Here is a 22,970-nt window from a genome sequence, read left to right on the forward strand (position 1 = left end):
CACTGCATTTATCTCCTTTATTGTAGCTCCTTGTAAGTACGGATAAGACGTAAGGGAGATGTAGATCCTCCCCCCCATCTCGTCAGGTTCTTTTGTTTGCCTCGAGTATTGAGCCAAGCAAATAGAACACGAAATTGGTTATGGTCGCGTTTCGTGATTTCGCGTAAGATAAAGTGCAAACCAACACCAAGACCGATCATTGAAAAGCTACTTGTAATGATAAAAAGAGTAGACGTTGCTATGACATTTAACGCCATCGCTTCTACTGTAACACCCGCAAACATGGCTGGTCGTGTACAGGCAAGAAAAAGAGTATCTTCGTTCATTTATGATGTAGTCCCCATTAATAAATTAACAAGAGCCGAAGCACCAAAAACAATACCAATACCAAGAACACAATATGCTGCTTTGCGTAAATCAATAACACCATACATCCAACCAATACCCACAGCTGCAACACATATGGTTGCAATGAGCTTCGCTGTTGTACCTGTCATCATAGTAACAATATTTCGCAAAACCGTATCAAGATTCCCCATACCGCCAGCAGTAGCATCAGCGTAAGCAGGACTTAATACAACGAACATGGTTAAAAGTAGTGTAAAGGCGATATAGTAAATATTCTTAGATATATTGTTTATCATTTGCCCTCTCTTCAAAAAGAAGATTGATTACACTTTAACATTCTTTTATTTCTACAAATAATACTCAAGTTTACAACTTTAAGCTTATTCAGTCGTAATATTCTATCAAACTATCAAAGAATCTTTTCAGAACCAAAGATAGAAATAACAGAAGAGCCAGCATAGATATTTTTATTTTATCAAAATGACAATATTAAAAATACAAAAATAATGTTTTTATTAGCAAAATGTGTTTAATTTACAACAAACACTATTGAAACTCTCTCTTGAAAATTAGGAGAAAAGCAGAGATGCATAAAAAAATTTATAGGGCATAAAAACAATAAGGATTGAGCAAATGCGATTTAAACCGATTATTGTTCTCTATATTGTCTGTTCTATAGGAATATGGATAATAAGCCAAAATCAGAACAAAACAAATTTAGATGTTCTCGAACCATTAAAAATGCAAGAAAACCAACATACAATGAATATGTATCTCGAACAAAATAAGCACTATGAAGCGAATATTCAAAAAGAATTAGAAGAGAATAAACTAGATCTCAATTGGATTAATAGTGCTTCAAACAATTATGAAAATATGTTTAATGGTATAGCATCTGTTACCAGTGGTGTCACATTCAAATTAATAACCCCTCCTGAAAACTCTGAACATAAACCTATCATCCGAAATATTCACTTATATGGTGTAGATACATGTGCCCCCCGTCAAAAAGCAAAATTAAATAACCAAGAATGGCCATGTGGAGCTGTCACAACAGCGTGGCTGGTTACCAAAACTTTAGGACATAACTTATCTTGTAAGCAAACTGCTATAGAAAAAGAAACCCTCTATGCTCAGTGTTTTGTTCAAGGAATCGATTTAGCAGAAATAGGACTTGCAGAAGGTATGCTGATAATATCAAAAAACAATAAATACCCCATCCCAACAACATATCTAAGCGCTGAACAAAACGCCTATAAAAATAAAATCGGCCTTTGGTCCAGCAATTTTATTGATCCTATACAGTGGCAAAAAAAGTACGGAACCTACAATCCTTTCGATAATCACCATAAATTCATGTCTGAAACAAAAAAAAATATAGAAACATCTTATTAAACTTCAAAATACAAAAATAAGCCAACCATAATTTCCCAAAAATCGCCTAAGCTCGTAATAATAATTTTCTCATCACCAATCTCAAAATGATCTATATTATTTGCTTCCTAATAAACACATTCTAAAAAAATCTATTTGATATAAGAATAATCGTCTAATTATAGCTGAGGCAGGCATCCCATGAAAATCAAACAAAACTTTTATGTACATTAAACAGAATAATACATGTCAAATTCAACAGGATGAGGGGTAATTTCATAACGCAGAACTTCTTTCAGTTTTAATTCAATAAAGGAATTAATTTGGTCATCGTCAAAAACATCTCCAGATTTAAGAAAATCACGGTCTTTATCAAGAAACTCAAGTGCTTCACGTAGGCTTCTGGAAACTGTAGGAATGTTTTTGAGCTCTTTGGGGGAAGATCATAAAGATCTTTATCCATAGCTGGGCCAGGATGAATCTTATTCTTTATACCATCAAGACCAGCCATAATAAGGGCTGAAAATGCAAAATATGGATTCGACGCTGGATCCGGAAAACGAATTTCTATTACTTGCGTATAACTATTATGCTTAAATGCTTTTTTGGCTTGATAATTAACACTTCACAATACAAGTAAATCACTACAAGTAAATCACTTATCGCTAACCACAAAAGTAACCACATATTTTTTGAATGACATAACAAAGTGATAACAATCATTAATGTATAAGAGTATCAGAACTTTTTTTGCAATCTTTTAACCATACATCATAGATAGGATGCTCAACAGCATTTAGGCCAGGACTATCTGCAAACATCCATCCTGTAAAAATACGCCGTGTCTTTTTCTCCAATGTCATTTCATTAACTTCGACAAAACCAATAGTACGAGCCGCTTCATTTTTAGAACTTGTATAACACACTCGGGGTATTACTTGCAAAGCACCATATTGATAAACCTGACCTATATGGACTTCAAAACTAGTGACTTGACCAGTAATCTTATCAAGACCTGTAAAAATAACAATTTCATTGCTAATACGTTCTGCTTGTACACAGCTAACTGTAAATAAAACTGCTATCCCTACTAATAAATAAGTATAAAAAAAATACTTAGATTTTGATCGTAAAAACTTCATAATATCAAATTAATCACAGCTAACAAACATAACAAAGAAAACAATACACCCATTACTCCTCAGGTAACCATGCATCATAATCCTCACGAGCATAAAAATATCCATGATTATAAGCAATAGATCCTTTTGGTCGGTAAGCTTCGCTTGTGCCCGTCATATTTAAAGTGTGCGATTTCTCCCAACTATATGATTGATAATTTTCTTCCGTAGGTGGTATATCATAACGATGGTGAATCCATCCATGCCAACCTGGAGGAATACTAGAAGCCTCAGAGTAATCTTTATAAATCACCCAGCGACGTAAATAACCATCCTTATGGCGACTGCCTTCATAATATATATTACCAAACTGGTCTTCTCCTATACGTTTACCATGGCGCCATGTAAAAAAGCGTGTATTAATAGTATTACCATTCCACCATGTAAAAATTTGCTTGAAAAAACTATACATTTCTTCTCCTATTTCTTTGGAAACCCATAAGATAACTCTATCAAGAATAAATTTATATGGTATTTGAAAGTATCAAAAGCAAGAAATTTTCAGAGATTCTAATTGCAGTTGAATTAAAAACCAACTGTCAACTCATATAAATTATATCACAAGTTAATATCATATTTACAGAATTTCCATCCCGAATATATTAATCTATTCCAAGCTTAATTTTAACCAATTTATTAACGGTTTGAGGATTTGCCTTCCCCTCTGTTGCCTTCATTACCTGTCCAACAAACCACCCAACCAAAGCAGGCTTCTCTCGTACTTGGGAAACTTTATCAGGGTTATTGATGACAATTTCATTAACAGCTCTTTCAATCACTCCTGCATCCGTTACCTGCTTCATGCCACGTTTTTCTACAATCTGATATGGGTCTCCACCTTCGTTCCAAACAATTTCAAATAGATCTTTTGCAATTTTTCCAGAAATAGTTCCGTCTTTGATAAGATCAATAATTGCTCCTAATTGGTTTGCTGTAATTGGAGTATCTTCAATCACACGATTATCTTTATTTAAAGCGCCTAAAAGGTCATTGATCACCCAATTAGCAACCATTTTTCCATCGCGTCCATGTGCTACTTCTTCGAAATAATCTGCAATTGCTTTTTCTGTTACAAGAATAGAAGCATCATATGCAGTTAACCCCATCTCATTGATAAAACGCGCCCTTATATCATCTGGTAATTCAGGTAACTCTAAAGCTAAAGTGTCTACAAATTCCTGATCAAGCTCTAATGGTAAAAGATCGGGATCAGGAAAATAACGATAGTCATATGCTTCCTCTTTTGAACGCATAGATCGTGTTTCACCTTTTATTGCATCAAAAAGCCGAGTTTCCTGATCTATTATACCCCCATCCTCTAAAATTGCAATTTGGCGACGTGCCTCATATTCAATTGCTTGGCCAATAAAACGAATCGAGTTAACATTTTTAACTTCACAGCGTGTTCCAAAAGGCTCACCAGGACGACGCACAGATATATTTACATCTGCGCGCATAGAGCCTTCATCCATATTGCCATCACAAGTACCCAAATAACGAACAATCGTACGCAATTTTGTCATATAGGCTTTTGCTTCTTCTGATGATCGCATATCTGGTTTAGAAACAATTTCCATAAGAGCTACACCTGAGCGATTAAGATCTACAAAAGACATTGTTGGATGCTGATCATGCATAGACTTTCCTGCATCTTGCTCGAGGTGCAGCCTTTCAATCCCAATTTCAATATCCTCAAACTGACCATTCGAATCTGGTCCAATAGATATAACTACTTTCCCTTCACCTACGATAGGATACTGAAATTGTGAAATCTGATATCCCTGTGGTAAATCTGGATAAAAATAGTTTTTACGATCAAAAACAGATTTTAAATTAATTTTAGCTTTTAATCCTAAACCAGTTCGAACAGCTTGGCGAATACACGCTTGATTAATAACAGGCAACATACCAGGCATCGCTGCATCAACAAGCGACACGTGACTATTCGGCTCAGCACCAAACTTAGTCGATGCGCCTGAAAAAAGTTTTGAATTTGATATGACTTGTGCATGAACCTCCATGCCAATAATAACTTCCCACTCGCCTGTAACTCCAGAAATAAAACGCTTAGGATCAGGAAGACGACTATCAACGATTTTCATTATCAATTCACTATCAACATTTCAGAATACATCCAATGGCTAACCTAAAACGATTGCCAGAGCAAGTCTAGAATACATATAAAAGAGTTATCAGAATTATTTTATTGGTATAGATTTTAATTTGTTTTAGGGCTTTTCTTTTTAATTGAAGTCTTTTTTGTACCTTTTTCTTTTACTGCTGATTGTTTCTTGGTAGAAGTTTTATCAGTTAAATCTGATTCATCATATTCTCTCATTAGCTCTTCGATTGTCACTTTTTTATCCGTTATTTTTATCTGTGTAAGCAAATAATCAATAACTTTTTCTTCAAAGATTGGAGCACGTAGATTAGCAACAGCTTCTGGTGTACGGCGAAAAAAATCCATCATTTCTTTTTCTCGTCCAGGATATTGGCGAACCTGTTCAAAAACTGCAGCCTTTAATTCATCCTCACTTATTTGAATTCCAACTTTTGTACCAATCTCAGAAAGCACTAAACCAAGCCGAACACGACGCTGCGCAAGCATGCGATATTCATCTCGCGCTTGTTCCTCTGTGATATTTTCATCTTCAAAACTTCTACCCATCCTTTTTAAATCTTCATTAATCTGCTTCCATATATTATTAAATTCAATTTCTAAAAGCTGTTCAGGAATATCAAAACTATAATCTGCATCTAAAGCATCAAGGACTTGTCGCTTAATTTTTTGACGTGTCATAGAACCATATCGGCTCTCAACCTGTCTACGAACGACTTCACGTAAGCGATCAAGAGATTCTAAACCAAGTTTTTTTGCTGCTTCATCATCAATCTTCAATTCGTCTGGTTTAGAAACAGTTTTAACAGTGACATCAAACTCTGCATTTTTGCCAGCTAAATGCGTAGCACTATAATCATCAGGAAATTTAACAGAAATTGTTTTTACATCGCCCGCTTTTAGACCAATTAATTGTTCTTCAAAACCGGGTATAAATTGTTTCGAACCAAGAATCAATTGTGCATTATTATCAGTACCACCATCAAACGGAACGCCATCAATTTTCCCAAAATAATCAATTGTTATGCGGTCGTCTTCTTTTGAAGGAGCATTTTTGGGCGAATAACTACGAGTAGAAGAAAGAATATGCGTTATTTGCTCATCAATTTCTTGTTCAGGTACATCAGCAATTTCACGAATGATTTTAATATTTTTGAAGTCTTTAACCTCAAATTTTGGCAAAACTTCGTACTTTAAACTAAAAACAAAATCAGCTTTACCATCTATAACTTTTGTATCTTCATTTATATCAATTTGCGGTTGTGTTGCTGAATATTCATTACGTTCTGCTAAAACAGAACGCGGAACATTGTTAATGATCTCATTAATAATTTCAGCCATAAAAGATTTACCGTACATTTTTCGGAGATGATCAGATGGAACCTTACCAGGACGGAATCCTTTAAGTTTGATCTTACCTTTGGCATCATCCAACCGTTCATTTAATTTTTCTTCCAGATCTTTCACCGGAACCACAATCTTAATTTCGCGCTTCAGTCCTTCATTAAGCGTCTCGGTAACCTGCATCGAACAACCTTTATTTCTCTGAGGAGATGGATAAACCTACTCCGGATAACAATCATAATTCTAACACTTAATGCTAGACCTAGATAAACGGACCTTGTATATACAAACATCCGTAGCGTTTAAAACTATTACTTTGGTGCGGATGGAGGGACTCGAACCCCCACGGTCTCCCGCCAGAACCTAAATCTGGTGCGTCTACCAATTTCGCCACATCCGCTCAAACTTATAAACCAAAAATTCGTGTAAGCGGCATTTTTATAGCATTCAATTCCAAGCAATTAAAGAAAAAAAGCAAATGAATATCCTTTATTAACTCAATAAACAATTCTCTTTACAAAATTATAGAGATAAAATTCATCCTTTTCAGAAAGCACTCCTTCCGCTACAAGTAAATCATGTTAAATAAATTAAAAACTCCAATCCATATTATCGGCGGTGGTCTTGCAGGCAGTGAAGCAAGTTGGCAAATTGCTCAATTAGGGATTCCTGTTGTCTTGCATGAAATGCGCCCAAAAAGAAAATCTGATGCTCATAAAACAGATAAACTTGCAGAGCTCGTCTGCTCAAATTCATTTCGCTCAGATGATGCATCAAAAAATGCTGTAGGACTTTTACATGCCGAAATGCGATTAGCCAAATCCTTAATTATGAAAGCTGCAGATAGTAATAAAGTGCCAGCTGGAGGTGCACTTGCTGTTGACCGTAATGAATTCTCAAAAACTATTACAGAAACACTTGAAAAACATCCCTTTATAACCATACAACGCAGAGAAATTCACGAGATTCCTGAAGACTGGAATAATGTTATTATTGCTACTGGTCCTCTTACCTCACCAAAATTTTCTCAAGCGATACAAGCAATAACTGGAACAGAAGCGCTTTCTTTTTTTGATGCTCTTGCGCCTATTATTTATACTGAAAGTATTAATATGAACATTTGTTGGTACCAATCTCGATATGACAAAATTGGTCCTGAAGGAACGGGGAAAGATTATCTTAATTGTCCTCTTAATCAAGAACAATATAAAATTTTTGTTCAAGCCTTGATAAGTGGAGAAAAAGTAGAATTTCGTGAATTTGAAAACATATCCTATTTTGATGGATGCTTACCAGTTGAAGTTATGGCTGAACGTGGGCTTGAAACTCTAAGATATGGCCCTATGAAACCTATGGGGCTCACTAATACTCATCACCCTAAAATCAAACCTTATGCTGTTATACAATTACGTCAAGATAACAAGCTGGGTACGCTTTACAATATGGTCGGGTTTCAAACAAAACTGAAATATAGTGAGCAGACACGTATTTTTAGAATGATTCCTGGTCTTGAAAAAGCAGAATTTGCACGCCTTGGTGGTCTTCACCGCAATACGTATCTCAATTCACCAATTCTTCTTGATGAGAGTCTTCGTTTAAAACAAAAACCACAACTGCGTTTTGCTGGACAAATTACAGGCTGTGAAGGTTACATAGAATCAGCAGCGATAGGACTGCTCGCTGGACGTTTCGCTGCTGCTGAATATAATCATGCTTGCCCTTCTCTACCACCAAAAACTACAGCATTTGGAGCTCTTTTGAACCATATTACTGGTGGTCATATTGTTACTAATGAAACAGGAAAAAGATCCTTCCAACCAATGAATATCAATTTTGGTCTTTTTCCACCTATTATTTCCACCAATCCTTTAGAAAAAAGTTTACCACATAAAGAAAAAAAACAAGCTATAATTGAACGAGCTTTAAATGATTGTATTCAATGGTTAAAAAATAGCTTTTAACTGAATTGTTGTATTTGGTTATAACCATAATACTTGCTAATCCGACTTTTGATCTATTAAATAATTTGGATTATTGCTAAAAAATAATGTAAGATTATTCATTTTATTAACGTGTGTATTATCTTCTACTATAATAAGAAGAGAACATCGCGATTATATAGATATTAATAAGCTCAACAATACATTTCTATTATGATAAAAAACTTACTTTTTTATTGCTATATTTATAAATACTCCTACGCTATTAAATATTATTAACAATAATTTATATAAATTTATTAATATAATAAATCAAAAGATGCTATTTATCAGTTATATACACTAACCAATATTAAGATATAAGTAAGAGTATCTATGTTTTTTTACACAAAAAATCCAACGAGCGCATTATCTCAATGAACTAAAAACGGCTATGACTATGCTTGAATGATTATAATAAAAAATAATCAACTAGTATATCTCAGTTACTTTTTAATATAAATACTCGAGTCATTGCTTGAATTCCTACTATATAGACCAACATTTACAGCTCTTACATTTTCATCCATAAAGCTAAATAATATATTTCATAAACATGTGCCAACTACTTTTAGGCATTCCTAAAGAACCGGCTTATTTATAAACCGGCTCTTTAAAAAGTAGTTTGAATTATTTGTTATTAACAGCTTCTTTAAGACTTTTTCCTGCAGAAAATTTAGGCACAGAACGTGCAGGAATAGTAATTTCAGCACCTGTTGAAGGATTTCGTCCTTTTGTAGCAGCACGATGAGAAACTTCAAAAGAACCAAAACCTGGAAGACGAACGTCACCTCCCGAAGCTAAAGCTTCTGTAACAGAAGCGATAAAAGCATCTACAGAAGAACCAGCTTGAGCTTTCGAGATACCTGCTTTTTCAGCAATTGAATTAACCAATTCACTTTTATTCATTTAACATTTCCTTTCCCTATATTGCCGAATAATAAAATTTTACCGACTATGAGTGATTTTATTGAAAAGTACAGGAAACAGAAGTGCTATTTTTCTTCAACACATTGTTTTTTTAGAAATAATCGTAGTTATTCACGGAATTTTTTTATTATTTCTCTAAAATAGATAAAATTATAGCTCCCCAAATGGCTCTCATGTGCTTTTTACAGCATAATTATAGCTTATAATGTGAATCAGTGCGCAACTAAGATTCCCTCATTATCGCTTTCTGTTTTAACAGTTTCAGATATTGTAGAAGGCTCTGTCCATTCTATAGCCTTAGGAAAACAAATCAAAGCGTGTCTAAGAACTTCACTTATATGAGTTACCGGAATAATCTCCATATTATTTTTGACATCATCGGGGATATCAACTAGATCTTTCGCGTTTTCTTCAGGAATAAGCACTTTCTTGATTCCCCCTCGAAGAGCCGCAAGCAATTTTTCTTTTAATCCACCAATCGGTAACACACATCCACGCAAGGTAATTTCACCGGTCATAGCAACATCCTTATAAACAGGTATTCCTGTTAACACTGAAACAATTGCTGTTACCATTGCAATTCCAGCTGATGGACCATCTTTAGGTGTAGCACCTTCCGGAACATGAACATGAATATCACGTTTATCAAAAAATGGAGGCTCAATACCAAAATCAACAGCACGAAAACGCACATAAGATGCTGCTGCAGAAATTGATTCTTTCATAATATCGCGCAAATTACCAGTCACAGTCATCTTACCTTTACCTGACATCATAACACCTTCAATAGTCAGCAACTCCCCACCCACTTCAGTCCAAGCAAGCCCTGTAACGACACCAATCTGATTTTCACCATCAACTTGTCCAAAGCGATAACGTTTAACACCTAAGAAATCATTAATATTGTCTTTTCTAATTTCTATAAATTTTTGATTAGTTTTAAGAATTTTTGTAACTGATTTACGCGCTATTTTCATCAACTCACGTTCAAGATTTCGAACACCAGCCTCACGCGTATAAAATTGAATAATTGATCTTATTGCATCATCAGAAATACTTAATTCTTTTTTAGAAAGAGCATGATCCTTTAATGCTTTTGGCAAAAGATGCTGTTTAACAATCTCCATTTTTTCACACTCAGTATAACCAGCAATGCGAATGATTTCCATCCTATCCATTAATGGCCCTGGAATATTCAATGTATTGGAAGTTGTAATAAACATAACATCAGACAGATCATATTCTACTTCTAAATAATGATCAATAAATGTACTATTTTGTTCAGGATCAAGAACTTCTAGTAAAGCTGATGAGGGATCTCCACGGAAATCTTGCCCCATTTTATCAATTTCATCAAGCAAAAAAAGCGGATTAGATTTTTTAGCTTTCTTCATAGACTGAATAATTTTTCCAGGCATAGAACCAATATAAGTCCGACGATGCCCACGAATTTCAGCTTCGTCGCGAACACCTCCTAATGAGATACGAACATATTCTCGACCTGTTGCTTTTGCAATAGAACGCGCAAGTGATGTCTTTCCAACACCAGGAGGACCTAACAAACAAATAATAGGACCTCGTATTTTTGATGATCTGCTTTGCACTGCTAAATATTCAACGATTCGCTCTTTGACTTTTTCAAGACCAAAGTGCTCATTATCCATAGTTTTTTCAGCAAAACTAAGATCATTTTTAATTTTTGATTTTTTGCTCCAAGGAATAGCTAAAAGCCAATCAAGATAATTACGTACAACTGTTGCCTCTGCAGACATGGGAGACATATTACGTAATTTTTTGAGTTCTGACCCAGCTTTTTCTCGTGCTTCTTTCGAAAGCTTAGTTTTTCTAATACGCTCTTCTAGTTCAGATAGTTCATCCTGCCCCTCATCACCTGCCCCTAATTCTTTCTGAATAGCCTTTAACTGCTCATTAAGATAATATTCTCGTTGATTCTTTTCCATTTGCCGTTTGACATGTGAACGAATACGCTTTTCGACTTGTAAAACAGAAATCTCTGCTTCCATGAAAGAAAGTACACGCTCAAGACGATTACGTATAGGCAATAATGTCAATATTTTTTGTTTTTCTGCAAGTTTAATAACTAAATGAGATGCAATAGTATCAGCAAGTTTAGAAGGATCATCAATCTGACTAATAGCACTGACAATTTCAGGAGAAATTTTCTTATTTAGTTTTACATAATTTTCAAAGTAAGAAATTACCGATCGAGAAAGCGCCTTGATTTCAACACCATCATCCTTCGTTTCCTCTGTAATAGTTACATAAGCTTGAAGATAATCATCGTTCTCAATAAATTGATTAATTTTTGCACGTGCAGTCCCCTCAACCAAAACCTTTACAGTTCCATCAGGAAGCTTTAAAAGTTGAAGAATTTTAGCGATAGTACCAACATCATAAATATCTGCCGAAGTTGGATCATCATCAGCAGCATTTTTTTGCGTCACCAGTAATATTTGTTTATCCATTACCATCGTCTTTTCAAGAGCACAAATTGACTTTTCTCGGCCTACAAAAAGCGGAACAATGATATGCGGGAAGACAACAATATCACGAAGTGGCAAAACAGCATAAAACTCTTCTATCTCCTTGCCTGTCTTTTCATCAATATATTGCATATTTTTCCTTTCTAGAGCCTCTAACTCGTTTACAATACAAGTCACCCTTTAAAAAGCCAACTCTCTACAATAAATGAAGTGATAACTATGGACCAATAAATCAAGTCATTACGCTGTCATGTTCAAAATATCTACACCCAAATAACATTATAACTGAATTTATAATATAGATCACGCCGATACATTTTCTTTATTTTCTACATGATCTGAATAAATATAGAGAGGACAAGCCTTACCTTCAACTACATCACTAGAAATCACCACTTCTTGAACACCCACAAGAGCTGGTAATTCAAACATAGTATCAAGAAGTATTCTTTCCATAATAGAGCGTAAGCCACGTGCACCAGTTTTACGTTCAATAGCCTTTTTGGCAATAACACGTAAAGCATCTTCATGAAAAACTAACTGAACATTTTCCATCTCAAAAAGACGTTGATACTGTTTAACTAATGCATTTTTTGGTTGTGATAAAATTTGAACAAGCGCGCAAATATCTAAGTCTTCCAAAGTAGCTATAACAGGAAGACGACCAATAAATTCTGGTATTAAACCAAATTTTATAAGGTCTTCAGGTTCTAAATCACGGAAAATCTCACCAACACGACGCTCATCAGGAGCCTTAACAGCAGCGGAAAAACCAATTGAAGTCTTTTCACCACGTCCTGAAATAATTCTCTCTAAACCAGCAAAAGCGCCTCCACAAATAAACAAAATATTTGTTGTATCAACCTGAAGAAATTCCTGTTGTGGATGCTTACGCCCTCCTTGCGGAGGAACAGATGCTATTGTCCCTTCCATAATTTTTAACAGTGCTTGCTGAACACCCTCACCAGAAACATCCCTTGTAATTGAAGGATTATCAGCTTTACGAGAAATTTTATCAACTTCGTCAATATATACGATACCACGTTGCGCACGTTCAACATTATAATCAGCAGATTGAAGTAGCTTCAAAATAATATTTTCAACATCTTCACCAACATAACCCGCTTCAGTTAAAGTCGTTGCATCTGCCATAGTAAAAGGCACATCAATAATACGTGCCAATGTTTGTGCTAAATATGTCTTACCACATCCTGTCGGCCCAACAAGAAGAATATTTGATTTTGCTAACTCAACATCATTGCTTTTAGATTGATGAGCGAGGCGTTTATAATGATTATGAACAGCAACAGAAAGAACACGTTTTGCATGACGCTGGCCAATAACATAGTCATCAAGAACTGTCAAAATTTCCTGCGGAGTAGGAACACCATCACGCGCCTTAATTCCAGAAGATTTATTTTCCTCACGAATAATATCCATACACAGCTCTACACACTCATCGCAGATAAATACGGTAGGTCCTGCAATAAGCTTACGTACTTCATGCTGGCTTTTGCCACAGAATGAGCAATAGAGAGTATTTTTCGCTTCGCTCTCGCTATTGCTAGTTTTGCTCATTTCACTTTCCTTTCACTGCGATATATGAATATTTTTTTATTTAAAAATAACTTTTCTTAACTAAAATTAAAAACATACATAATATCTTTAGGTAATTTTCTTTATTATTTTTACGAGATCGTATTTTTAAAAATAGCTATTTTAATGGCAATTCTTATACACTTCACAAATAACTACCTTTTCTATAAAAACTCTTAATCTTTTTCTTCTTTTTCAGTTTCTGCACGATATTGTATAACATCATCAATCAAACCAAACTGTTTAGCTTCTTCTGCTGTCATAAAATGATCGCGATCAAGAGTTTTTTCAATGACTTCATAATTCTGCCCTGTATGTTGAACATAAATTTCATTTAAACGTCGTTTCATCTTTATAATATCTTGCGCATGCCGTTCAATATCCGAGGCTTGTCCTTGAAAACCACCAGAAGGTTGATGCACCATGATACGTGCATTTGGTAAGGCAAAACGGCGACCTGCTGCTCCAGCTGTCAAGAGTAATGATCCCATAGACGCGGCTTGTCCCATACACAAAGTAGAAACAGAAGGACGAATAAATTGCATAGTATCATAAATTGCCATACCAGATGTCACCATACCACCTGGAGAATTGATATAAAGATTAATTTCTTTTTTAGGATTCTCTGCTTCTAAAAAAAGCAATTGTGCACACACAAGCATTGCCATATTATCTTCAACAGGGCCATTAATGAAAATAATCCGCTCCTTTAAGAGACGAGAAAAAATATCATAAGCTCGCTCACCACGATTAGTCTGTTCAATAACCATAGGAACTAAACTTAAGACTTTTTTTGTTGGATCTCTCATATCTTCACTTCCATTAATAATTAAGAATCGCCATTTACATTTTCAATAGCTTATCCATAAGCTAACAATACTCTCTTACGCAAGCCACAATCAATTATGTTTTAGTAAGATTAAAATATTAATGGTTAAAATGACAATAATAATACCTAATCAAATAAATTCTGAGCACCAGAAATACGTGATACTGCCCAATGATAAAAGCTTCCTTTCTGAGGCTTCTGGATTGTTTTTTCCTTTCTGTGAATATGAAACCCTATGAAATGTGGATCTTGCATTGGTTCAATACCAAAAGCTGGATCAAAAATTCTTTCAGCTTTTCGTCCTGTCCAATAATAAAAAGTGTTTTTCTCCTTTGCTTCATGAAAAAAACCACTCTTTTTAGCTAACCGCGAAATACCATCATTACCAAATATAGTAATTCCAATCCTTCCTGGTAAAACCGGCAATTTTCGTCTCCTCAGCCAAAATGGCATCCAAACACGACGTTTAAAACCTAACCAATCAGGAATAATCTCTGCATTTGCCAAATAATCCTCAAAGGCTTTTATAATAGGGTTATCAGGTGGTAAATAAAGTGCAGAGACTCCTACTCTTGCAGCATTTTCTTTTGCTAACCAAACCCGACCTACTTCTGGACGAAATTGTTTAACAAGATAAACATCTGTATCTAACCAAACTCCTTTTTCATATTTCATCAACATAATGCGAAAAAGATCTGAAAATTGAACAATTGTAAGACCAGGCTCATAGTCAGGGAAATTGGGATCAAGGCGATAAATTACTGAACGTGGCAAAATTGATTCGGCTTCATGCGATTCAACACCAACAGGTATGTTATCTACTTTTTCATAGCTGAAAAGCTTAACACGCTGACCAACCTTAACCATCGATGCCAAACACAACCAATCAACTAGTCTCAATTGTTTTCCATACCAAAAAGTACAAATATCCATAGATAATCTATCAAAAATATTCCGAGCTTACACGAAATAATTGTTCAACATCACGTACACTATCAGCAAGAGCAAAAATTACTATCCGATCACCAGGCAAAATACGTGTATCTCCTGAAAGCTGTATTACTGTTTCATTACGATAAATAGCGCTAATTCTCAAACCCTCTGGTAAATTAAGCTCTCTCAACGGTTTACCAACTAATGAAGATGTATGCATTGCTTCAGCTTCAATAATTTCCGCAGCACCATTAAAAACAGAATGCACAGCGCGAATACGTCCACGACGCATTTGTTGTAAAATTTTTGATACAGTTACACTGCGAGGATTAAAATATGCATCTACACCAACCGCACGACTAAACTCTTGATAAGCTACATTATTAATCAACACCATATTAGCTTTGCATCCTAGTCTTTTCGCTATAATAGCACTCAAGAGATTCACCTGATCTTGATTGGTCAATGTAATCATTAAATCAGCTTGACCAATTCCAGCCTCTTGAAGAATAACAGGATCTAAAACGTTCCCATATAAAACAGTTGTTTTTTCTAGTTGATCAGCAATAGTTAGTGCTCTTTCTTTATCTACCTCTATAATCTTCAACTTTAGTTTATGCAATCGTTTTTCAATAGCTTGAGCAACATAAAGACCAATATGACCACCACCTACAATAACGATACGATGTGCTTCTTGTTCTTTATGACCAAAAAGTCTAAGTGCACGACGCACTTGATCACGAGCTGCAACAAGATAAATGATATCACCAACATGTAATTGTGTATCTGAATGTGCTATTAACAATTCTGAACCACGTTTAATAGCAGTAACCGTTGTTTGCAAATCAGGAAAAAGCTCTGTTAACTGCTGTAAAGGCGTATTAATAACCGGGCAATCTTCCATGCATTCTAAAGCTAATGCAACAACAGCATCATTACAAAAATAAAGAACATCTATAGCTCCAAGCAAAGTAATACGACGCAAGACCATTTCTCCAACTTCAACTTCTGGAGAAATAACTACATCAATAGGAATATTCTCTCTTGCAAAGAGATTCTTATAACGTGGTTCTAAATATGATTGTGAGCGAATACGGGCTATCTTAGTTGGAATATTAAATAATGAATGCGCTACTTGACAAGCTACCATATTAACTTCGTCAGATAAAGTCACTGCGATTAACATATCAGCCTCATCAGCACCTGCAGCTAAAAGAACTTCAGGCCTTGAACCATGGCCAATAATACATCTAACATCTAATGTATCATGAATTTTTTCGATTAATTTTGCTTCAGTATCAACAACAATAATATCATGGTTATCTGCAGCAAGACGTTCTGCTATCCCATACCCAACCTGCCCTGCTCCACAAATAATAACATGCATAACTTATGAAACCCCAAGAACCTTAAGTTTACGGTGCAAAGCTGAACGCTCCATACCTATAAATTCAGCAGTACGCGATATATTCCCTCCTAAACGTTCAATCTGTGTCATCAAATACCTCTTTTCAAATAACTCTCGTGCCTCACGTAGTGGCAAGTCCATTATATTTTTATCTGTATCCATTTGAATCTGCAGGATAGAATCACTGACTTCAGCAGGAAGTAATTCTTTTGTTATTGGTCCATCATCGTCACGCACAAGAATCAACAAGCGTTCAATATTGTTGCGTAACTGACGCACATTACCTGGCCAAGTATGTGTCTGCAAAATAGTTATAACGTCATTGCTAATTTCACGAGGTTTAATGCCAACTTGCTGCGATATCTTTTTAACAAAATGATGTACAAGTTCTGGAATATCTTCACGGCGTGCAGAAAGTGGTGGAACAAAAATAGGAACAATCGAAAGACGATGGAATAGATCTTCTCTAAATTTTCCATTAGCAATAAGAGGCTCAAGATTTTGCGCTGTTGAAGAAATGACACGAACATCTACTTTCACACGTTTTGTCCCACCAACTCTTTCAAATGTTTGATTCGTTAATACCTGAAGAATCTTATTTTGAATTTCACGGGGCATATCAGCGACTTCATCAATATACAATACTCCACCATGCGCCTCTTCTAATGCACCAATCTTGCGTTCTTCTCCCTCCAATTCACTACCAAATAACTCTATTTCCATTCTTTCGGCGGTAATTATTGAAGCATTTATTGTAATAAATGGAGCATTAGAACGTACTGAAAGTGCATGAATAGAACGAGCAACCATCTCTTTTCCTACACCAGAAGGACCAACAATCATAACTCGGCTATTAGTAGGAGCTACTTTTTCTATAACTTGGCGCAAATGCTTCATAACACTAGATGTTCCAAGCAATTCTGGTGTTTCAATTGAGCGCTCTCGTAATTCTGAAAGCTCACGCTTTAATTTAGAATTTTCAAGTGTCCGTTCTGCGACCAATAGGAGTCGACTAGCTTTAAAGGGTTTTTCAATGAAATCATACGCTCCCCGTTTTATAGCAGAAACAGCTGTTTCAATATTACCATGACCGGAAATCATAATTACCGGAAGAGAAGGATATTGAACTTTGATTTCATCCAACAACGCCAGACCATCAAGATGACTCCCTTGTAACCAAATATCTAAAAAAATTAACTTTGGAACACGTTCACTAATTTGTGCTAACGCTTCATCAGAGTTACATGCAACACGCGTTTCATAACCTTCATCATTCAAAATACCAGCAACAAGTTCACGAATATCTGCTTCATCATCAACAATTAAGATATCTGATACCATCTTTACTCACCTATCTCATGATTTGTGATCTATGTAATACTTTTATGCTCTGCTTTATCTACCGGAAACACCATACGAATCATCGCACCACGGCCCTCATAAAAACTTTCTAATGCATCATGCAACTCCATGTAACCACCATGATCTTCAATAACTTTACGTACAATGGCTAACCCAAGCCCTGTTCCCTTCTCCCGCGTTGTTATATAAGGTTCTAATAATTTATGCCTTTGCTCCTTAGGAAATCCTTTACCGTTATCAATAATCTCAATAATTAAACACTCTTCTTGACGATAAGAGCGTATCAGAATATGACCACAAACACTTTTTTCTCGCGCCACTGCATCAATTGCTTCACTCGCATTTTTGATAACGTTGCCAAAAGCCTGAACAATAAGACGATTATCAAATGCACCTATCAGTGGTACATCCCCTAAATCTTTCTCAAAATGAATATCACGACGAGTAACTTCTATCAAGAAACACGCTTCATGCAATAATTGCCGTATATCTAAAATACGCATTTGCGGTTTGGGCATACGTGCAAAAGAAGAAAACTCATCGACCATACACCCGATATCTCCCACTTGCCGAATAATCGTATCAATACACTGATCAAAAACTTCTCGATCCTGTGTGATAATTTTTTTATAACGCCTACGAATACGCTCAGCTGATAACTGAATAGGCGTAAGGGGATTTTTAATCTCATGCGCAATACGACGCGCAATATCCGCCCATGCTGATGAACGCTGTGCTTCTACGAGATCCGTAATATCATCAATTGTTAACACCCATGACTGTTCCTGTCCATCATTCTCTTCCATTGTCATTTGCACATTACAAACACGTTCCTGTCCTGCAACTTTTAAAGTCACTTGCTCATGATAATTCTTACGCCCTAATGAACAAGCAAGCTTAAAAACCTGTCCAATTTCAGAACTTAACGATACAAGATTACGCCCAATAACTTGCTCAGAATGAATACCAAACATTGTTTCAATAGACCGATTAATAATTGTAATATCCCCATTAACATCAATTCCAGCTACTCCTGCTGTTACACCAGATAAAACCGCTTCAGAAAATCGCCGTCTCTCGTCAATTTGATCACGAACCGCAATCAACTCATTACGTCGGCTTTTAAGCTCACTGACCATATAATTAAAAGTCTTTGACAGCTGTCCAATATCCCCATCTCTTGCACGTACTGGTACAAAAACTTCCATATTTCCAGAAGCAACATCATCAGCTGCACTAATAAGAAGCCGAATAGGACACACCAAACGATCAGCTACAGCAATACCAGTCCAAATAGCTGATAAGAATAAACTTAAAAAAAGGCACAAATAAAGCATACCAAATGCAATTTGTGTTGGTAACCGATTTTCATTCAAATCACGATAACGCTCTGTATTAACTTCCGTCAAACGCAAAGCAGACAAAACACTTTGATCAACATCACGCACTAAATACAAAAATGTATTTGAAATATTATTAAATTTCAAAATAATACCAAAATAATCGTGAACTCCTGGCTGAAAAGAGAAAGGCCTTGCACTAGTTGCTTGACCAATTAGATAAGGTGGTGGAATAGGGAGCTGTTCCTCATCACCGAGATCACTTGATGCAAAAACAGTTCCATTTGAGCTTAATAAAAAAACCCCCCGAAGATTACGCCCTACAGCATGACGTGTTAATTGCATTCGATACTCAGCTGGATTACGTGCTAGAAGTCTTTTATCATCCAGTGCTAATGCCATAGCATAGGATAAATTCTTCAAATTTTGAAGCATTTCATCTGCGTAAGCATTTGCTAGATCAATAGAGGAACCTACAATTTGTCGAGTCGTCGTATCAAACCATCGATCAAGACCTAGATGAAGAGCAGGACCAGATATAAGGGCGACAGCAACAGCTGGCAATGTTGCAACAAGCGCAAACAAAGAAATAAGCCGTACATGAAGACGCGAACCAGCACGCCTAGATCGCCAAGCATAAATAATGGGAATTACCTCATACAAAACAATGGCTATAAGTCCCAAAACCCAAATACTATTAATAGCTATAAAAAATAATGTTACAGCCCTAGTGGGAACAACAGGCGTTAATCCAATAAGAATGATAAACGAGATAGAAGCGGTCAGTAAAGCTAATACAATAATTGTGATACCCAAGAACGTATACACACTATTCAAACGTCGCGACTCATCTTTACAGATGTTTTGATTTAAGTCTTGGAGCTTCGTCACGGATGTTATATTCATAATTACCTTATGTCACTTACTTCATTGTTCTCATATAAATCCTTATGTCAAAAATTGACAATACTATGATTTAAAATATAACTAATCTAAATTAAGAAAGAGCTTCCATGTTTTTAATAGTAGCTTTTAAATAGGCCATATTATTCAGTGATATTTCATAGGACTTGCAATGCGATTAACCAAACAAACAAATTATGCACTCCGGATGCTCATGTATTGTGCCTCTAATCAGGGAGCACTAAGCCGTATTCCTGAAATCGCCAGAGCATATGCTGTTTCTGAACTTTTTTTATTCAAAATCCTTCAACCGCTCGTCGAAGCGGGCTTTATGAAAACAGTAAGAGGGCGTAATGGCGGTGTTAAATTAGCTAAACCTGCAACAGAAATTTCAGTAGCTGATGTTATTAAGATAACAGAAGATAATTTTTACATGGCAGAATGCTTCGATAATAAATTAAGTAATTGTCCACTAATAAATTTCTGTGGTTTAAATATTGTATTGAAAAAAGCTTTAGACTCTTTTTTTGATGTATTATCACTGACATCAATTGCTGATCTGCAATTATTATCCTCTCAACATCAATTTAAAATTGATACAGGAAAAAATAGACAATTAGCTAACTAAGAGATAAAATTTCAAAAAGGAACTCGATATTTCTATTGCAGCGATAATATTAGCTGCCGGACGCAGCAAAAGGGCAGGGTCTCCAGAAAATGGCCCTAAACAATACCGGATTTTAGGACAAAAACCGGTTATTTATCATACTATACATTGTTTTTTACAACATGCTTCTATTACAGCTATCGTTTTGGTTATCCATCCAGATGATCGCCAAATATGTGAAAATGCTATAGCTGATTTGAAAGAACACCTTATCATTGTTGAAGGAGGTGATACACGTCAAATTTCTACTTTACATGGATTAAATGCACTCAAAAATATCAAGCCAGAATATATTCATATTCATGATGGTGCACGTCCTTTTGTAGAAAAAAAGCTTCTTGAACGAATACATACTATTGTTAATCATCGAGAAGGTGTTCTCCCCGTCATTCCTGTCTCCGATACCCTTAAACGTTTAGATAATACAGACCTTGTTATAGATACAATCCCACAGACAAATATGTATACTGCACAAACACCACAGTGTTTTCCATTTGAACTCATTTTAGCAGCTCATGAAAAAGCAATACAATCTCACCAAAAAAATTTTACTGATGACTCAGCGATTGCTGAATGGTTTGGAATCCCTATGCGAACAATTCCTGGAAATCCTAATAATATAAAAATTACGTGGCCAGAAGATTTTGAAACCGCCTATTCATATTTAAAAAAAAGGACGCAAATGTTCCCCGATATCCGTACTGGACATGGTTATGATGTCCACGCTTTCGAAAAAGGTGATTATCTCACTTTGTGTGGTATAAACATCCCTTTTAAAAAGAAATTAAGTGGACATTCTGATGCTGATGTTGCTCTTCATGCTTTAACAGATGCTCTTTTAGCAACTCAAGGAGCAGGAGATATCGGGACCCATTTTCCTCCTTCTGATCTTCAATGGAAAGATACATCATCAGAAGTTTTTCTTTGTTATGCCATTGATATAATTAAAAAAGCAGGTGGTCGTATCGCTAATGTGGATATTACCTTAATTGCTGAAGAACCTAAAATTAGCGCTTATCGTCATATAATGATAGAAAACTTGATGAACATACTCACACTTTCAACCAATCGCATCTCTATTAAAGCAACAACCAATGAAAAACTTGGTTTCATTGGTCGTGAAGAAGGAATTGCAGCTCTTGCAGTTACCACAGTTATTTATCCAGGAGAAATTCCACAGTGACACACTTTTGTGAAACATTAGCGAATGCTGTCCTTAAAGTTTGTCGTGAAAGAAATTTGCTTCTAACCACTGTAGAATCTTGCACAGGAGGACTTATTGCTGCAAATCTTACCAGCATTGCAGGATCATCAGATGTATTCGACTGTGGATTTATTGTTTATTCAAACGAATCTAAAACTAATCTCGTTGGTGTATCCCCTGAACTTATCAAAACATATAAATCAGTCTCAAAAGAAGTTGCTATTGCAATGGCTGAAGGTGGACTGAAATATTCACGAGCTTCAATTTCAGTCGCTGTAACAGGCATTGCTGGACCTGGAGGAGCATATTTAGATCAACCAGTGGGACTGGTCCATTGTGCAACAGCTTATAAAAAGCACGCAACCATGCATCAAGAAATGCGTTTTGGTAATTCTGATCGGAATGTCATTCGCCACATGACTGTTGAAAATGCTTTAAATCTTATTCTTAAATATTTCGAATAATATCCCTTTAATAATTGATAAAATCATACTGTTGGAAAACCATAAATTTGATGTGCACGTTTTTCAAAAGCATCAGTAAATTTATTAAAAGCAATACTAAACATTGACCCCACAGCTAACCCAAGCATTTTACTCTTAAACTCATAATCAATAAAAAATTCTATATCACATGCATCTTTATTTTTAACATCATGAAAAACCCAACGATTATCAAGATATTTGAATGGACCATCAATATATTTCACTTCAATAAGATTTTCTTTCGGATGAAGAAGCACTTGAGTTGTAAAAGTTTCTCTAAACATCTTATAACCCACTGTCATATCAGCAAAAAGCAAAATCTTTTCTTCACGTTCCTTTCGAGAACGTATAATTAAAGCCTCACACATGGGTAAAAATTCAGGATAACATTCAATATCGGCAACAAGCTCAAACATTTCACGAGCAGTATGAGCAATTTTCCGATGTGTTGTAAAAGTCGGCAT

Annotated in this window: 20 protein-coding genes, 1 tRNA gene and 1 pseudogene; 5 read left to right on the forward strand and 17 right to left on the reverse strand. The window is 35.6% G+C overall.

The window, feature by feature from the left end; genetic code table 11:
* Positions 1-17: 17 nt before the first annotated feature.
* Both BAR153v2_RS03675 and BAR153v2_RS03680 read right to left on the reverse strand, forming a co-directional pair.
* A complete protein-coding gene (locus tag BAR153v2_RS03675) occupies positions 18-326 on the reverse strand; it encodes a type IV secretion system protein VirB3 (RefSeq protein ID WP_078680347.1) in 309 nt (102 codons plus the stop codon).
* Complete coding sequence (locus BAR153v2_RS03680) at positions 327-644, reverse strand: TrbC/VirB2 family protein (RefSeq protein WP_078680361.1); 318 nt, start codon at positions 642-644, stop codon at positions 327-329.
* A gap of 337 nt (positions 645-981) precedes the next feature.
* On the opposite strand from BAR153v2_RS03680, the gene BAR153v2_RS03685 reads away from it, so the two are divergent.
* On the forward strand, positions 982-1,743 hold the full coding sequence (locus BAR153v2_RS03685; RefSeq protein WP_078680362.1) for a thermonuclease family protein: 762 nt from the start codon (positions 982-984) through the stop codon (positions 1,741-1,743).
* Positions 1,744-1,952: 209 nt separating this feature from the next.
* On the opposite strand, the pseudogene glnA reads toward BAR153v2_RS03685, so the two are convergent.
* The 6 genes and pseudogenes from glnA to BAR153v2_RS03715 all read right to left on the reverse strand — a co-directional run.
* A pseudogene (gene glnA, locus BAR153v2_RS03690) lies at positions 1,953-2,299 on the reverse strand (glutamine synthetase); the annotation flags it as partial.
* 145 nt (positions 2,300-2,444) lie between these two features.
* A complete protein-coding gene (locus tag BAR153v2_RS03695) occupies positions 2,445-2,864 on the reverse strand; it encodes a DUF2155 domain-containing protein (RefSeq protein ID WP_078680363.1) in 420 nt (139 codons plus the stop codon).
* 52 nt (positions 2,865-2,916) lie between these two features.
* The gene (locus tag BAR153v2_RS03700) at positions 2,917-3,315 is read right to left on the reverse strand and encodes an NADH:ubiquinone oxidoreductase subunit NDUFA12 (protein ID WP_078680364.1); all 399 of its coding nucleotides are present in this window, start codon (positions 3,313-3,315) and stop codon (positions 2,917-2,919) included.
* A gap of 190 nt (positions 3,316-3,505) precedes the next feature.
* Positions 3,506-5,005, reverse strand: a complete 1,500-nt coding sequence (gene gatB / locus BAR153v2_RS03705; RefSeq protein ID WP_078680365.1) for an Asp-tRNA(Asn)/Glu-tRNA(Gln) amidotransferase subunit GatB — start codon at positions 5,003-5,005, stop codon at positions 3,506-3,508.
* Positions 5,006-5,121: 116 nt separating this feature from the next.
* Positions 5,122-6,549: a trigger factor gene (gene tig / locus BAR153v2_RS03710; protein WP_078680366.1), complete on the reverse strand. Its 1,428-nt coding sequence runs from the start codon at positions 6,547-6,549 to the stop codon at positions 5,122-5,124.
* A 134-nt stretch (positions 6,550-6,683) separates the two neighbouring features.
* Positions 6,684-6,766 (reverse strand) — tRNA-Leu (locus tag BAR153v2_RS03715).
* A 178-nt stretch (positions 6,767-6,944) separates the two neighbouring features.
* Here BAR153v2_RS03715 and trmFO point away from each other — a divergent pair.
* Positions 6,945-8,327 (forward strand): methylenetetrahydrofolate--tRNA-(uracil(54)-C(5))-methyltransferase (FADH(2)-oxidizing) TrmFO, encoded by a 1,383-nt coding sequence (trmFO, locus tag BAR153v2_RS03720; RefSeq protein ID WP_078680367.1) that lies wholly within the window; start codon positions 6,945-6,947, stop codon positions 8,325-8,327.
* A 648-nt stretch (positions 8,328-8,975) separates the two neighbouring features.
* Here the strand turns inward: trmFO and BAR153v2_RS03725 are convergent.
* The 8 genes from BAR153v2_RS03725 to BAR153v2_RS03760 all read right to left on the reverse strand — a co-directional run bounded on the left by BAR153v2_RS03725 (position 8,976) and on the right by BAR153v2_RS03760 (position 20,153).
* The gene (locus BAR153v2_RS03725) at positions 8,976-9,254 is read right to left on the reverse strand and encodes an HU family DNA-binding protein (protein ID WP_078680368.1); all 279 of its coding nucleotides are present in this window, start codon (positions 9,252-9,254) and stop codon (positions 8,976-8,978) included.
* A 233-nt stretch (positions 9,255-9,487) separates the two neighbouring features.
* Positions 9,488-11,911 (reverse strand): endopeptidase La, encoded by a 2,424-nt coding sequence (gene lon, locus BAR153v2_RS03730; RefSeq protein WP_078680369.1) that lies wholly within the window; start codon positions 11,909-11,911, stop codon positions 9,488-9,490.
* A gap of 171 nt (positions 11,912-12,082) precedes the next feature.
* On the reverse strand, positions 12,083-13,357 hold the full coding sequence (gene clpX / locus BAR153v2_RS03735) for an ATP-dependent Clp protease ATP-binding subunit ClpX (RefSeq protein WP_078680370.1): 1,275 nt from the start codon (positions 13,355-13,357) through the stop codon (positions 12,083-12,085).
* A gap of 194 nt (positions 13,358-13,551) precedes the next feature.
* Positions 13,552-14,184, reverse strand: a complete 633-nt coding sequence (gene clpP, locus BAR153v2_RS03740) for an ATP-dependent Clp endopeptidase proteolytic subunit ClpP (RefSeq protein WP_078680371.1) — start codon at positions 14,182-14,184, stop codon at positions 13,552-13,554.
* A 146-nt stretch (positions 14,185-14,330) separates the two neighbouring features.
* Positions 14,331-15,137 (reverse strand): hypothetical protein, encoded by an 807-nt coding sequence (locus tag BAR153v2_RS03745; RefSeq protein ID WP_078680372.1) that lies wholly within the window; start codon positions 15,135-15,137, stop codon positions 14,331-14,333.
* A 10-nt stretch (positions 15,138-15,147) separates the two neighbouring features.
* Entirely contained in the window at positions 15,148-16,524 is a 1,377-nt protein-coding gene (gene trkA, locus BAR153v2_RS03750; protein WP_078680373.1) for a Trk system potassium transporter TrkA, read from the reverse strand.
* A gap of 3 nt (positions 16,525-16,527) precedes the next feature.
* A complete protein-coding gene (locus tag BAR153v2_RS03755; protein ID WP_078680374.1) occupies positions 16,528-17,886 on the reverse strand; it encodes a sigma-54 dependent transcriptional regulator in 1,359 nt (452 codons plus the stop codon).
* A 29-nt stretch (positions 17,887-17,915) separates the two neighbouring features.
* Positions 17,916-20,153, reverse strand: coding sequence for a PAS domain-containing sensor histidine kinase (locus BAR153v2_RS03760; RefSeq protein WP_078680375.1), 2,238 nt, complete (start codon positions 20,151-20,153; stop codon positions 17,916-17,918).
* Between the two features lie 169 nt (positions 20,154-20,322).
* Between BAR153v2_RS03760 and rirA the strand changes: the two genes are divergently transcribed.
* From rirA to BAR153v2_RS03775, 3 genes are read left to right on the forward strand one after another with little or no spacing between them, the layout of a single operon-like run.
* Positions 20,323-20,778, forward strand: a complete 456-nt coding sequence (gene rirA / locus BAR153v2_RS03765; RefSeq protein WP_078680376.1) for an iron-responsive transcriptional regulator RirA — start codon at positions 20,323-20,325, stop codon at positions 20,776-20,778.
* A gap of 28 nt (positions 20,779-20,806) precedes the next feature.
* Complete coding sequence (locus BAR153v2_RS03770) at positions 20,807-22,000, forward strand: bifunctional 2-C-methyl-D-erythritol 4-phosphate cytidylyltransferase/2-C-methyl-D-erythritol 2,4-cyclodiphosphate synthase (protein ID WP_078680377.1); 1,194 nt, start codon at positions 20,807-20,809, stop codon at positions 21,998-22,000.
* Positions 21,997-22,485 carry a CinA family protein gene (locus BAR153v2_RS03775; protein WP_078680378.1) on the forward strand — a complete coding sequence of 163 codons (489 nt, stop codon included), beginning with the start codon at positions 21,997-21,999 and terminating at the stop codon, positions 22,483-22,485. The genes BAR153v2_RS03770 and BAR153v2_RS03775 overlap by 4 nt, the downstream gene beginning before the upstream one ends.
* Positions 22,486-22,508: 23 nt before the next feature.
* Here BAR153v2_RS03775 and BAR153v2_RS03780 read toward each other — a convergent pair whose 3' ends face one another.
* Entirely contained in the window at positions 22,509-22,970 is a 462-nt protein-coding gene (locus tag BAR153v2_RS03780) for a type II toxin-antitoxin system RatA family toxin (RefSeq protein ID WP_078680379.1), read from the reverse strand.

It is taken from the genome of Bartonella sp. AR 15-3 (assembly GCF_002022445.1).
Taxonomy (GTDB): Bacteria; Pseudomonadota; Alphaproteobacteria; order Rhizobiales; family Rhizobiaceae; genus Bartonella.